Genomic DNA, 13,722 nt, shown 5'->3' with positions numbered 1-13,722 from the left:
CCCTTGGACGGGTCCGGGTGGTGATCGTGGACGACCACGCCATCTTTCGCTCCGGGTTGAAGGCGGATCTGGACCCGGACATCGTCGTCGCGGGTGAGGCCGGCACCGTGGAAGAGGCAATCGCCGTCATCGCGGCCCAGCGGCCCGACGTCGTGCTGCTTGACGTCCACCTGCCCGGCGGCCGCGGTGGCGGCGGACGCGAGGTGCTGGCAGGCTCGGCGCCGCTGCTGGGCACTACCCGGTTCCTGGCGCTGAGCGTCTCGGACGCAGCCCAGGACGTGGTGTCCGTAATTCGGGCAGGCGCGCGCGGCTATGTCACCAAGACCATTTCCGGGGCGGAGATCAGCGGCGCGGTACGCCGCGTGGCCGGTGGCGACGCCGTCTTCTCGCCCCGGCTGGCAGGTTTCGTCCTGGACGCGTTCGGCACCGCCCCCGCGGACATCGCCGATGACCAGCTGGACAAGCTCTCGGCGCGGGAGCTCGAGGTGATGCGGCTGATCGCCCGGGGCTACAGCTACAAGGAGGTGGCCAAGGAACTGTTCATCTCGATCAAGACTGTCGAAACCCACGTCTCGGCGGTGCTGCGCAAGCTTCAGCTCTCCAGCCGCCACGAACTGACCCGCTGGGCCGCCGAGCGCCGCCTCCTCTAAAAACGCTCCCGCACATCAGGGCCCTTAAACCCGGACGCTCCCGCAGGTGATGCGCCCTTGCGACGGACGCTCCCGCACATGCGTGCGGGAGCGTCCGTAAGTCTTCTGCAGGAGCTGCGGGAGCGTTCGTAAGTCTTCTGCAGGAGCTGCGGGAGCGTTCGTAAGTCTTCTGCAGGAGCTGCGGGAGGGACGGGAAGGGGCGCCTACTTCGCCTTGCCGAGGAAGTCCTGCAGGCGGGCGACGCCCGTGGCCAGGTCCTCGTCACCCAGCGCATAGGACAGGCGCAGGTAGCCGGACGGGCCGAAGGCCTCGCCGGGCACCACGGCAACCTCGACCTCGTCCAGGATCAGCGTGGCCAGGTCGGCGGACGTGGCGGGCCGCACCGGACCGTTCGCGGACGGGAACTCCTTGCCCAGCAGCGCGCGGACGTCCGCGTAAGCGTAGAAGGCGCCCTTCGGCGTCGGGCATTCAACACCGTCGATCGCGTTCAGGCCCGCCACGATCGCCTTGCGGCGGCGGTCAAAGGCCACCTTCATCTCATCAACGGCGGTCAGCGGCCCGGACACGGCGGCGAGGGCCGCAATCTGCATGATGTTGGAGACGTTCGACGTCGCGTGGGACTGCAGGTTGGTCGCAGCCTTGATGACGTCCGCCGGTCCGATCATCCAGCCCACGCGCCAGCCGGTCATGGCGTAGGTCTTGGCCACGCCGTTGAGGATGACCACCTTGTCGCCCAGTTCGGGAACAGCCGTGGCGATCGAGGTGAACGGCACGCCGTCGTAGGTGAGGTGTTCATAGATCTCGTCGGTGACCACCCACAGCCCCTTGGCCGCCGCCCACTGGCCGATCGCCTTGACCTGCTCCGGCGAGTACACGGCGCCGGTGGGGTTGGAGGGGGAAACGAAAAGCAGGATCTTGGTGCGGTCCGTGAGGGCGGCTTCCAGCTGGTCCACGGTGACCAGGTATTCCTGTTCCGGCCCCGCGAAAACCTCCACCGGCACGCCGCCGCCCAGCCGGATGGCCTCGGGGTAGGTGGTCCAGAACGGGGTGGGAACAATAACCTCGTCGCCCGGATCCAGGAGCGTTGCGAAGGTGTTGTAGACGGCCTGCTTGCCGCCGTTGGTCACCAGCACCTGGGATGCCTCGGCCTTGTAGCCGGAGTCCCGGTACGTCTTGTCGGCAATGGCCTGCTTGAGCTCCGGCAGGCCGCCGGCGGGGGAGTAGCGGTGGTACTTCGGCTGGCTGGCGGCCTCGATGGCGGCTTGCACGATGTAGCCGGGGGTCGGGAAATCGGGTTCCCCGGCACCGAAGCCAATGACCGGCCGTCCGGCAGCCTTCAGCGCCTTCGCCTTGGCATCGACGGCCAGAGTGGCGGATTCGGCTATCGCGGAAATGCGCTGGGAAATGCGGGCAGCAGACATGGGCGGGTCCGTTCTTCGCTTGCAGCTGGAAGGCTGGATGTGGGATTCGACGAAATCTACTCTATGCTGTTCAGCGGATCCCCCGGGGTGCCGGAACGCGAATATGACTGACGGCTGTCAGTTCGTTTTCGCAGGCGCGCAGGGGTCCGCAAGAGGGCCGGTTCGACGTAGGCGCAGTTGTTGCGTAGACTGGTTCTCCGGTGTTGAAAACACGATGATGGCCTGCGCCTCAGGGAAGCCTGCGGAATGCAACGGCCGGAGCCGATTTTCACCCCGAAGGGTAGTGGCGCAATTGGTAGCGCAGCGGTCTCCAAAACCGCAGGTTGCAGGTTCGAGTCCTGTCTGCCCTGCGCATGCTGTTCCGGAATATCCGGAACAAGCGCAGCAACCATGGTTCAGTTCAGAGCCGGGTATCCGATCATTGCGAGGATGAGTGAGGACCAGGTGACCGAAACGGCTGCCAGCAGCTCCAAAGGCCGCCCCGCCAAGAACGCCGTCAAGCCCGGCTTCTTCGCTCGTATCGCTATCTTCGTACGCCAGGTCATTGGCGAGCTGAAGAAGGTCGTTGCACCGACCCGCAAAGAACTGATCAACTACACGATCGTGGTGCTGGTGTTCGTGACCATCATGATGGTGATCGTCACCCTGCTTGACCTGGCCTTTGGGACCGCGGTCAGTTGGGTCTTCGGCGGCACCGCCCCCGCGAACCGCTAAGGCGACCAGTCCGCAGACTGCGTGGAAGAGCCGGGAATCCGGACATTCCGTGGGGTGTGCGGAATTGAGTCATTTAAATAGGCATGTTAGGCAATGAGGAAGCAGGAGACCAAGTGTCTGAGCAGGAGCTCGAGGTAACTGAGACTGAGCTGGATAAGAGCCAGGACGCTGCGGCGGAAGCCGTGGAAGAGTCCGAGGCTGTGTCTGCTGCGCCCGATTCCGACGTCGCTGACGAGGCCGACGAGGCCGTAGCCGCGGAAGACGAGGCAGAGGCAGCAGTCGCCGGCGACGCCGATGCTGAAGCCGGCGACGCTGAAGGCGCCGACGCGCTGGCAGCGGCGGCCGCTAAGGCCGACGTCGACCCCGCCGATGAGTTCAAGGCCAAGCTGCGCCGCCAGGAGGGTGACTGGTACGTCATCCACTCCTACGCAGGCTACGAGAACCGCGTCAAGGCCAACCTTGAGACCCGCATCCAGACCCTGGACATGGAAGATTACATCTTCGAAATCCAGGTTCCGATGGAGGAAGTCGTTGAGATCAAGAACGCTCAGCGCAAGGTCATCAACCGCGTCCGCATCCCCGGCTACGTCCTGGTACGCATGGACCTGACGGACGCCTCCTGGGGCGCCGTCCGCCACACCCCCGGTGTCACCGGCTTCGTGGGCAACGCCCACAACCCGGTCCCGCTGCGCCTCGATGAGGTCTTCTCCATGCTGGCCCCGGTCTTCGAAGAAGAACAGGCCGAGAAGGGCAAGCCCGTCAAGCACGCCGCCGCCCAGGTGGACGTCGACTTCGAGGTTGGCGAGTCCGTCATCGTCAAGGAGGGCCCGTTCGAGACACTGCCCGCCACGATCTCCGAGATCAAGATCGATTCCCAGACCCTCGTGGTGCTGGTGTCCATCTTCGAACGCGAGACTCCGGTCACCCTGGCGTTCAACCAGGTCAGCAAGATCTAGCTGAACCGTAAGATCCAGCTGGACTACAAGAATTCGCCCCGGGCTGCCCGCTTAGCAGCCACGGAGCGGCCGGTCGCCTTGCCATGGCGGCCACCAACCTGAGACACGCTCCTGTGTCCCAGGACGCATTTGAGAGAAGGACCTACATTGGCTCCCAAGAAGAAGGTCACCGGCCTCATCAAGCTGCAGATCCAGGCAGGTGCCGCTAACCCGGCCCCGCCGATCGGTCCTGCGCTTGGCCAGCACGGTGTCAACATCATGGAATTCTGCAAGGCGTACAACGCTGCCACGGAAGCCCAGCGCGGCAACGTTATCCCCGTGGAAATCACGGTCTACGAGGACCGTTCCTTCACGTTCATCACCAAGACCCCGCCGGCTGCAGAGCTCATCAAGAAGGCTGCAGGCGTCGCCAAGGGTTCGGCTACCCCGCACACCGTCAAGGTTGCCAAGCTGACCCAGGCCCAGGTCAACGAGATCGCCACCACCAAGATGGAAGACCTCAACGCCACGAGCCTCGAAGGCGCAGCGAAGATCATCGCCGGCACCGCCCGTTCCATGGGTATCACCGTCGAAGGCTAATAGCCTTCCCGCCGGGCAACCGGCACCACCAAAACATTGAGATGTTGGGAACCCGGCACGGCTAAGCCAGCCGGAATCCTGACTGTGGCAGGGCCCAGCGCGGTCCGCAGACCACAACTGCACAAGGAGAAATAAGCAGCATGGCAAAGCGCAGCAAAGCATATGAGGCAGCCGCAGCCAAGATCGACGCGGAGAAGTTCTACGCGCCGGTCGAGGCAGTGACGCTCGCCAAGGACACCAACCCGTCCAAGTTCGACGCCACCGTTGAGGTCGCTTTCCGCCTCGGTGTCGACCCCCGCAAGGCCGACCAGATGGTTCGCGGCACCGTTATCCTGCCCCACGGCACCGGTAAGACCGCCCGCGTTCTCGTCTTCGCGACGGGCGAAAAGGCTGAAGCGGCAATCGCTGCCGGCGCCGACTTCGTTGGTTCCGATGACCTGATCGAAAAGATCGCCGCCGGCTGGACCGACTTCGACGCCGCCGTCGCCACCCCTGATCTCATGGGCAAGGTCGGCCGCCTCGGTAAGGTCCTGGGTCCCCGTAACCTGATGCCGAACCCGAAGACCGGCACCGTGACCGCTGACACCGCCAAGGCTGTCAACGACATCAAGGGCGGCAAGATCGACTTCCGCGTCGACAAGCACTCGAACCTGCACTTCATCATCGGCAAGGTGTCCTTCGACGCCCTGAAGCTGGCCGAGAACTACGCAGCAGCACTGGAAGAGGTCCTGCGCCTCAAGCCGTCCGCTGCCAAGGGCCGCTACATCCAGAAGGCCACCGTGGCCACCACGTTCGGCCCGGGCATCTCGGTTGACCCCAACGTCACCAAGGTCCTGACCGAGGTCTAAGCCTCACCGGATACACGGCGTCACCAGTTTCAAGTGAAAGGCCGTCCCGCACCTGCGGGGCGGCCTTTCCGCATTTAAGGGCCCATCCAATCCGTGGCGGCGGCATTCCCTTCGCCGCGTTCCTTGGCCGCGGGCCGCCCGCCGGTTAGGCTGTCCCGGTGACTACGCCGCCGTACCGCATAGAACCCCTGTGCCTGCCCGACACGCTCGACTCCGCGGACGCCGGTGCCTTCCTGGAATTCGGCGAACTCAGTGATGCCATGGTGCTGCAGACGTGGGGCTCCTTGGATCGTGCCACACCGGCCGAAGCCCGGCTCCGGTACTGGCGGGACACCGAATACCAGAGGACGCGGCTGTTCTATGTACGCGTCGACGGCCGCATGGTGGCGCGGGCGTGGATACGGTTGGAGCTGCAGGAGAACCTGCGCAGGGCCCTCGGCCATGTCCAGGTGCTGCCGGATTTTGCCGGCCGCGGGATCGGCCGGAGCCTCCTGCAGCATGCCGAATCCCTGGCCCTGGCCGACGGCCGCACCGTCCTGCAGAGCTTTACAGAACACCCCGCCGACTACGACCCGGACGGCCCCGGCATGCTCAGGCCCCTTACTGGCACCGGTGCGGTTCCGGCGGATCAGCGCGGCGTGCGGTTCGCGCAGCGCGCCGGCTACCGACTCGAACAGGTCGAACGGTTCAGCAGCCTGGACGTCCGCGCCGCCGCGGGTGCACTGGACGGGCTCGAACGGGAGGCCCGGGCCAAGGCCAGCGGGTATGAACTGCTGTTCTGGGCTGACCGGTGCCCGGACGAACATGTCGGCCAGCTCGCCCGGCTGATGTCCCGGATGAGCACGGACGCACCGACCGGCGGCCTCAGCAGCGAGGCAGAAACCTGGGACGCCGCACGCGTCCGGCATGTCGAAGACACCTGGCGGCGGGCCGGGAACGATGCACTCGTGGTGGCCGCACGTCACCCGGACAGCGGTGAGCTGGCCGCATATACCGTGCTCGAACTGCCCCGCAGCAAACCGTGGCTGGCTGAGCAGGATGACACTCTGGTCGCTGCGGCCCACCGCGGGCACCGGCTGGGCATGCTGGTCAAGATTGCCAACCTCCGGCGCCTCCACGCGCAGTACCCTGCGGTGCAGCGAGTCAACACGTACAACGCCGCCGAAAACGGGCACATGCTGGCCATCAACGTCGCACTGGGGTTCCGGCCCGCCGGCTATGACGGCGAGTGGCAACGGACTGCCCCCGCGGCAGGCGGCCCCGATTCGGCTGCCGGGAACTGACACCTGGAACTGCACCGCGCGTTGCGACCCTGAGAGCGCTGTGCCCCGGGTAATCAGATGGACATGCTCATTGCTCGCCGGCCACCACGAGGGACATGCTCATTGCTCGGCGGCCACCACGAGGGACATGCTCATTGCTCGGCGGCCACCACGAGGGACATGCTCATTTTTTGTCCTGGCCAGGGGGCATAAGGGCATTATGGTCATCGCTGACAATCAGAGGGGGACATGTCTATTCTTCCCTGACTGCCATGAGGGACATGTCCACTCCGCGTCGGGCACCATAAGGGACATGCTCATTCTTCAGCCGGCCACCACGAGGGACATGCTCATTTTTTGTCCTGGCCAGGGGGCATAAAGGCATTATGTCCACCCGTGGCGATCAGGGCTGGACATGTCCCGGGGTGTCTGCCGGCGGGCCCGTCGCTCCACCGGACGGGCTTCATCAATGCCGGCCGCCCCGGAGCCCGCAGCGTCCGGGAGCCGCCGGGGAGCCGGGCCGCGCAAAACCGGGCGGCGTCACCGATGGAACAGCGGCCCAAACCAGCATATGCTGGCGATTGAAGCCCGGTCTGAGCCGGGCCGAACCGATGGCGGGTGGCGGAAACGGCTGGGATGATGCCCTCTATGGCAAACGATGTACGGATTGAGCAGCTGTGGATCCCCGATTCCCTTGACACACCGGATGCCGCCGACTTTCTCGCCGCCGTCGAAGTGGGGCGAAGGGTGCGGATGCAGACCTGGGGCACCGATGACCTCGCGTACGCGCCGCAGGAGAAGCTTCTTGAGATGGCGGACCCCTACGAACGCCAAGTGATCCTCGTGGCCAAGATCGACGGCGTGATTGTGGGGACAGCGGACATCGCCCTGCCGCTCGTGGACAATCTCGACCTCGCCGAATTCACCCTCGACATCCTCCCGGAATACCGGCGCCAGGGTGTGGGCCGGCAGCTGCTGGAAGCCGCGGAGCATTTCGCCCGGGACGAGGGCCGTCATACGATCCTGATCGACACCAACCATCCGGGTTCCACGCTGCGGGACCCGGAAGCAGAGCAGCTCGTGCCCGGCAGCGGCGTCGGGTTCGTTCCGCTGGGAAGCCGCGACGTGGAATTCGCCCGGCACACCGGCTACACCCTGCAGCACATCGAACAGTTCAGTTCCTGCGCCCTGCCGCTGGACAGCAAACTCGTTGCCGAACTTGAGGCCGAAGCCGAGGAAGCCAATGCCGGCCGCTACCGTCTGCACCACTGGACGGACCGGTGTCCGGAACAGTGGCTCGAGGCCGTTGCCGCGCTGGAGAACCGGGCAGGCGAGGACGACGTGCTGGGAGCGGAGGCCGAGGACATGGTGTTCGACGGCGGTATCCTCCGGGAAGCGGAGGACGTGACCATTGCCCAGGGCCGCCGGACGGTGGTCACCGCCGTCGAGCACATAGCCAGCGGAACCCTCGTTGGCCTCACCACCATCAGCGTCCTGGCGCTGCGCCCGGACGTGGTCTTCCAAGACGACACCGTGGTACTCCAGGAACACCGCGGCAACAAACTCGGCCTGCTCATCAAGGTCGCCAATATGGAACGGCTCAGCGAACAGTTCCCGGACGCCCGGGTCCTGTACACATGGAACGCCCCGGAGAACCGCTACCTCCTGAAGGTCAACCTGCAGCTCGGATTCACGACGGCGGGCGTGACGGGCCTGTGGCAGAAGGAACTGCCCGACTTCGGCCCGACGGTCAGCTGACGGCCCGGGGCCGTGCCGGACGGAGGCTGCCCGCCGGAGGCCGGCTGCCGGACGCTGTCTAGGGCGCCCGATTTGGAACACGCGCGCCGCGTCCCGTAAGCTTGGAGGACCAAAGACCGTCGGTTGTTGGAAATCCACTCTCCCAAGCAAGACTCACTTCTGCAGTCGCGCCGGGAGAGCGCAGTGGATTTCCGGACGAAGGACCCTGAACATAGGGCGGCCGGCGCAGGTGAACGAAGCAAAGCTCCGCGGTCATGGACCGCGTCGAGACAAGCCCCGTGCATCTGCGCGGGGCGTTTTTTAGTTTTAGCTCTTTTGAGCGGGGACCCGGACACACCGGCACTATCCCCGGAAGGAGGGTTATGGCAACGCCTAGCAAGGTTTCAGCAGTAGCTGAGATCACTAACGATTTCAAGGAATCGAACGCCGCTGTCCTGACCGAATACCGTGGGCTCACCGTTGCACAGCTCAAGCAGCTGCGTGTTTCTCTCGGCCAGGAAACCAAGTTCTCGGTCGTCAAGAACACCCTGACCGCTATTGCAGCCAAGGAAGCTGGTGTCGAAGCATTCGACGGTCAGCTCGCCGGCCCCACTGCAATCGCGTTCATCAAGGGTGACGCAGTTGCCGCTGCCAAGAGCCTGACGGATTTTGCCAAGGCCAACAAGCAGCTGGTCATCAAGACCGGCTACTTCGAGGGCAAGGCACTGAACGCCAGCGAAGTTGCTGCCTTGGCAGCACTCGAGTCCCGTGAGCTGCAGCTCGCCAAGGTTGCAGGTATCCTCAAGGCTCCTGCTGCCGCTGCTGTACGCATCATCGACGCACTGCGCCTCAAGCTTGAAGAAGAGAACGGTGCACCGGCAGCAGCCGAAGCACCCGCCGCTGAAGAAGCTCCCGCAGCAGATGCAGCAGCCGAGGCCGAAGCACCGGCCGAAGCCGCAGCCCCCGAAGAGAACTAGTCCTCTTCTCCATAAGACTCCGGTGCGACAGCGAGCCTCAGGGCCGCCGCGCACCACTATAGGAAGGACGCCACACCATGGCGAAGCTCACCAACGAAGAGCTCATTGAAGCTTTCAAGGAACTGACCATCATCGAGCTCTCCGAGTTCGTCAAGCTCTTCGAAGAGACCTTCGAAGTTACTGCTGCTGCCGTTGCCGTTGCCGGCCCCGCTGCTGCTGCAGAAGAAGCTGAAGAGAAGACTGACTTCGACGTCATCCTCGAAGCTGCTGGCGACAAGAAGATCGCAGTGATCAAGGAAGTTCGCGCCATCACCTCCCTGGGCCTCAAGGAAGCCAAGGACCTGGTTGACAGCGCACCCAAGGCTGTTCTCGAAGGCGCCACCAAGGAAGCTGCCGAGAAGGCAAAGGCTCAGCTCGAAGAAGCTGGCGCCCGCGTTACCCTCAAGTAACTTCCGGCGTTCGGCCCTTCGGGGCCAGCACGGCTCGCAGGAAACCCTGTCCACTTCGGTGGGCGGGGTTTCTTGCGTTTCCGGACCGGAATCCACGCCAGCTGCAGCACTCCCGTCGCCGTGGTGAACGGCGGCCAAGGATTTGGCAAAGTTTTTCTGATACCCCTGTCGCAGTTGCAAAGGCGCCCCTAGACTGTGGATTTGTGCCCACCGGCCCCTACGTTCAGGAGTTCACCCACCATGCCGAACCCACACGATGCACCCTCCCGCCGCGCGATGCTTACAGCCGCCCTCGTCGGCGGCAGCGCCGCCGCAGCCGCACTGGCGGGAGCCCCCGCAGCCCAGGCCGCCGGCGAACGGGCCGCCACGGGCAGGCCGGACGGCAAGAAGCAGTTCACGCTGACCGTGCTCGGCACCACCGATCTGCACAACAACGTCTTCAACTGGGATTACTTCAAGAACCTGCCCTATGCCGATGCCGCCGGGAACAAGATCGGAATTGCCCAGGCCGCCACCTTGATCAACGCCATGCGGGCCGAGCGCGGAGCGGCGAACACCTTGACCATCGACGCCGGGGATACCATCCAGGGCACGCCCCTGGCCTACTACTTCGCCAAGATCAAGCCCATCTCGGCCACCGTGAAGCACCCCATGGCGCTGGCCTTGAACGCGATCGGCTATGACGCGGCAGGGCTGGGCAACCACGAGTTCAACTACGGCATTCCACTGCTGCACACCTGGGAAAAGCAGCTGGATTTTCCGCTTCTGGGCGCCAACGTGCACGACGCCGTCTCCGGCCAGCGCGCCTTCACCCCGTACGTCCTGAAGCGGGTCAAGACGGGCAACGGCTGGGTCACGGTGGGCCTGGTCGGGTTCGTGACGCCTGGCTGCGCCCTTTGGGACCGCGACAACGTCCAGGGCAGGCTGGATTTCAACGGCATCGTGGAAGAGGCCAAAGTTGTCATCCCGCAGGTGAAGGCCGCCGGCGCGGACATCGTCATAGTCACGAGCCATTCCGGGGCGACGCCGGGATCTTCCTACGGCGACGCCCTGCCGTTCCCGGAGAACGCCTCCACCCAGCTGGCGGAGGAAGTGCCCGGCATTGACGCCATCCTGGTCGGGCACGCCCACCTGGAAATCCCCGAGCGCTTCGTCACCAACAAGGCCACCGGCAGGCAGGTGCTCCTGACCGAGCCGCTCAAGTGGGGCATGCGGGTATCTGTCATGGACCTCGAGCTCGCCAAGGTGCAGGGGCAGTGGACCGTCACGTCGGCGCATTCGCACCTGCTGGACGCCAAGACCGTGGACCCGGATCCCGCCGTCGTCCGGGCCGTGCAGGCCGGGCATGAGGCCACGGTGAACTACGTCAATGAGGTCATCGGAACCTCCACGGCGCCGCTCAGCACGGCCACCGCCTGCTGGGAGGACTCCGCAGCGATCGACGCCATCAACTACGTCCAGGCCAGCACCATCAAGGCTGAGCTGGCCAACGGTCCCGCGGCCGGGCTGCCCGTGCTGTCCATTGCCGCCGCCTTCTCCCGCGCCGTCGATGTCAAGGCCGGCCCGCTCACCATCCGCGACGTCGCAGGGCTCTACATCTTCGACAACACGCTGCTCTCCATCAAGGTCACCGGGGCCCAGGTCAAGGCGTACCTGGAGTGGTCCGCCCAGTACTTCAAGCCGGTGGCCACCACCACGGCGACCGCCCAGGACGTCACCAATGCGGTGACCGCCACGGCGCCGAACGGCACGCCGGACTACAACTACGACGCCGTCTACGGCCTGGACGCGCCGCTGAACTATGAGATCGACCTCGCCCGGCCGGCCGGGGACCGGATCGTCAAGCTGAGCTACGGTGGCGAGCCGCTGCGGCTCGAGCAGGAATTCGCCCTGGCCATCAACAACTACCGGCAGAGCGGGGGCGGCAACTTCCCGGCCGTGAAGAGCGCGCCCGTGCTGTCCAACAGCCAGCAGGAGATCAGGCAGCGCATCATCGACTACGTCGTGGACCGCGGGACCTTGGACGTCGCCGTGTTCAGCCAGGCCAACTGGCGTCTCACCGTCAACGGGGCACCCCTCACGGTTACGGCCTGACGCCCGGTTAAAACAGCATCGCGGGGTCACGTCGCGCCCATCCCGACCATCCGGATGGGCCCGAGGTGACCCCGCGTCGCTTTTAACCCGTGCGGGCTAGTTCGGCTCGGTGATATCGGCGACGACGGCGCCCAGGGCCGCCACCAGGGCGTCCGCATCCACAAACGCGCTGAAACCGTGTTCCCCGGCGCCCATGGAGATCCGCCGGCCCGTGATCGTTCGGTCGGCGTAGACCGGCCAGGGCCGGGTGCTGCCGAGCGGCGTGATGGTCCCGCGTTCGTAGCCGGTGGCCTCGAAGGCCGATTCCGCCGCCGGGAGCGAGAGCTTGTTGACGCCCAGCAGCGCCCGGAGTTTGGGCCAGGAGATCTGCCGGTCGCCGGGGACCAGGGCGAACAGGAAGCTGCCGTCCTTGTGCTTGACCACGAGCGATTTCACGATGTCTGCGGGCCGGATCCCCAAGATTCCGGCCGCTTCCTCGACGCTGCGGGCGGCGAGGCGTTCGACGATTTCGACGTCCAACCCGCGGGCCGCGGCGTCGGCCAGGAACCGCTCGCGGCCCCCGCCGGCCGTTGTCTGCTCTGTCATCCAAAACCTTTCGTGGCGCTCCTGCATTCTCCTGCGTTCTGCTGCGTCCCCCCGGGGGCCTGCGCGGCTGACGGTTCAGTCGCGGTAGAGCAGCAACGCCTCGCCCTGGCCGCCGCCGCCGCACAGCGAAACGGCCGCCTTGCCGGTGCCCCGGCGCTTGAGTTCGTGGGCCGCGTGCAGGGCAAGCCGTGCGCCGGAGGCCCCGATCGGGTGACCCAGGGCGATGGCTCCGCCATGGATGTTGCACCGTTCCAGCGGGTAGTCGAGGTCCTTCAGCGACTGCACCGCCACGGAGCCGAAAGCCTCGTTGATTTCGATGAAGTCGAGGTCGGCAGCGGACCAGCCGGCCTTATCCAGGGCGCTCTTGATGGCGTTGGACGGCTGGGAATGCAGCGAGTTGTCCGGCCCGGCGACTTGGCCCGGCTTGCCGACCACGGCCAGGTAGTCAAGGCCGTGGTCCTCGGCGAACCTCCGGCTGCAGAGCACGAGGGCCGCGGCGCCGTCGGACAGGGGAGAGGAGTTGCCCGCGGTGATGGTTCCGTCCGTGACAAATGCCGCGCGAAGGCCGGCGAGCGATTCGACCGTGGTGTCCGGCCGGATTCCCTCGTCGGAGGTGACGGCAATCGGGTCGCCCTTGCGCTGCTTGACGCTCATCGCGGCGATCTCGCCGTCGAGGACGCCGTCCTTGGCGGCCCGGGCAGCCCGCTGGTGGGACTGGGCCGCGACCTCGTCCTGGGACGTCCGGTCGATGCCGAGGGTCAGGTTCTTGGTTTCCGTGGACAACCCCATGGACTGCCCGTCGAAGGCGTCGGTCAGGCCGTCGTGTGCGGCGACGTCGAGGGCCTGGACCGTGCCGTACGCCCAGCCCTGCCGGGAACCGGGCAGCACGTGCGGGGCGCGGGTCATGGACTCCTGGCCGCCGGCCACCACCACGGTGGCGTCGCCGCTGCGGATCATCCGGGCGGCGTCGATCACCGCGGTGAGGCCCGAGAGGCAGACCTTGTTGAGGGTCACGGTGGGGACGTTCCAGCCGATGCCGGCGCCGATGGCGCTCTGCCGCGCCGGGTTCTGGCCCGCTCCGGCCTGCAGGACCTGGCCCATGATCACGCTGTCAACCTGGTCGGCCTTGACGCCGCTGGCGGCGAGGGCAGCCCGGATGGCGTGGGTGCCGAGTTCGACGGCGGTGAAGCTGGCCAGTTGCCCGTTCAAGCGGCCCTGGGGCGTGCGGGCGGCGGCGAGGATGACAACATCGTTGTTGTCTGCGGGGTTGCTCATAGTCTTCTCTTCCGATCTGGTTTCGTCTTACGTCTACGTTATCGTGAGCCCCGTCACCTATCCATTCTGCAAGGGTCTCAGCGATGGTCTCAGTAGGGGTCCCACGGAGAACTCCCGTGGTCGCCACGGCGCCGCGCCGCGGGACCGCGCCGGGACTCCGCCAATGTTCCGCGAA

Annotated in this window: 13 protein-coding genes and 1 tRNA gene; 11 read left to right on the top strand and 3 right to left on the bottom strand. The window is 65.7% G+C overall.

Features of this window, described 5'->3' with window-relative positions; genetic code table 11:
- Window positions 1-17 precede the first annotated feature (17 nt).
- On the top strand, window positions 18-650 hold the full coding sequence (locus tag AB4Y72_RS05255) for a LuxR C-terminal-related transcriptional regulator (protein ID WP_441425229.1): 633 nt from the start codon (window positions 18-20) through the stop codon (window positions 648-650).
- A 203-nt stretch (window positions 651-853) separates the two neighbouring features.
- On the opposite strand, the gene AB4Y72_RS05250 is transcribed toward AB4Y72_RS05255, so the two are convergent.
- Complete coding sequence (locus AB4Y72_RS05250; RefSeq protein WP_441425091.1) at window positions 854-2,071, bottom strand: pyridoxal phosphate-dependent aminotransferase; 1,218 nt, start codon at window positions 2,069-2,071, stop codon at window positions 854-856.
- 277 nt (window positions 2,072-2,348) lie between these two features.
- Between AB4Y72_RS05250 and AB4Y72_RS05245 the strand changes: the two genes are divergently transcribed.
- From AB4Y72_RS05245 to AB4Y72_RS05200, 10 genes are all read left to right on the top strand, one after another.
- A tRNA-Trp gene (locus AB4Y72_RS05245) sits at window positions 2,349-2,421 on the top strand.
- A 79-nt stretch (window positions 2,422-2,500) separates the two neighbouring features.
- Entirely contained in the window at window positions 2,501-2,785 is a 285-nt protein-coding gene (gene secE / locus AB4Y72_RS05240; protein ID WP_441425090.1) for a preprotein translocase subunit SecE, read from the top strand.
- A 113-nt stretch (window positions 2,786-2,898) separates the two neighbouring features.
- Complete coding sequence (gene nusG, locus AB4Y72_RS05235; RefSeq protein WP_441425089.1) at window positions 2,899-3,741, top strand: transcription termination/antitermination protein NusG; 843 nt, start codon at window positions 2,899-2,901, stop codon at window positions 3,739-3,741.
- A gap of 147 nt (window positions 3,742-3,888) precedes the next feature.
- The gene (gene rplK / locus AB4Y72_RS05230) at window positions 3,889-4,320 is read left to right on the top strand and encodes a 50S ribosomal protein L11 (protein WP_018773647.1); all 432 of its coding nucleotides are present in this window, start codon (window positions 3,889-3,891) and stop codon (window positions 4,318-4,320) included.
- 140 nt (window positions 4,321-4,460) lie between these two features.
- Window positions 4,461-5,168 (top strand): 50S ribosomal protein L1, encoded by a 708-nt coding sequence (gene rplA, locus AB4Y72_RS05225; protein ID WP_120951180.1) that lies wholly within the window; start codon window positions 4,461-4,463, stop codon window positions 5,166-5,168.
- Window positions 5,169-5,326: 158 nt separating this feature from the next.
- Window positions 5,327-6,451: a GNAT family N-acetyltransferase gene (locus AB4Y72_RS05220; RefSeq protein WP_441425088.1), complete on the top strand. Its 1,125-nt coding sequence runs from the start codon at window positions 5,327-5,329 to the stop codon at window positions 6,449-6,451.
- A gap of 627 nt (window positions 6,452-7,078) precedes the next feature.
- The gene (locus AB4Y72_RS05215; protein WP_441425087.1) at window positions 7,079-8,188 is read left to right on the top strand and encodes a GNAT family N-acetyltransferase; all 1,110 of its coding nucleotides are present in this window, start codon (window positions 7,079-7,081) and stop codon (window positions 8,186-8,188) included.
- A 362-nt stretch (window positions 8,189-8,550) separates the two neighbouring features.
- Window positions 8,551-9,144: a 50S ribosomal protein L10 gene (rplJ, locus tag AB4Y72_RS05210; RefSeq protein WP_028276542.1), complete on the top strand. Its 594-nt coding sequence runs from the start codon at window positions 8,551-8,553 to the stop codon at window positions 9,142-9,144.
- Window positions 9,145-9,221: 77 nt separating this feature from the next.
- Window positions 9,222-9,593, top strand: a complete 372-nt coding sequence (rplL, locus tag AB4Y72_RS05205; RefSeq protein WP_028276543.1) for a 50S ribosomal protein L7/L12 — start codon at window positions 9,222-9,224, stop codon at window positions 9,591-9,593.
- A 240-nt stretch (window positions 9,594-9,833) separates the two neighbouring features.
- Entirely contained in the window at window positions 9,834-11,687 is a 1,854-nt protein-coding gene (locus tag AB4Y72_RS05200) for a bifunctional metallophosphatase/5'-nucleotidase (protein ID WP_441425086.1), read from the top strand.
- Window positions 11,688-11,783: 96 nt separating this feature from the next.
- On the opposite strand, the gene AB4Y72_RS05195 is transcribed toward AB4Y72_RS05200, so the two are convergent.
- Together AB4Y72_RS05195 and AB4Y72_RS05190 are read right to left on the bottom strand one after the other, a co-directional pair.
- The gene (locus AB4Y72_RS05195; RefSeq protein WP_441425085.1) at window positions 11,784-12,272 is read right to left on the bottom strand and encodes an aminoacyl-tRNA deacylase; all 489 of its coding nucleotides are present in this window, start codon (window positions 12,270-12,272) and stop codon (window positions 11,784-11,786) included.
- Window positions 12,273-12,347: 75 nt separating this feature from the next.
- On the bottom strand, window positions 12,348-13,547 hold the full coding sequence (locus AB4Y72_RS05190; protein ID WP_441425084.1) for an acetyl-CoA C-acetyltransferase: 1,200 nt from the start codon (window positions 13,545-13,547) through the stop codon (window positions 12,348-12,350).
- Window positions 13,548-13,722 lie beyond the last annotated feature (175 nt).

The sequence above is a fragment of the Arthrobacter sp. YAF34 genome (genome assembly GCF_052113245.1).
Taxonomy (GTDB): domain Bacteria; phylum Actinomycetota; class Actinomycetes; order Actinomycetales; family Micrococcaceae; genus Arthrobacter.
Note: the sequence above shows the minus strand (reverse complement) of the source record. Positions and strands in the feature narration are given on the sequence as shown.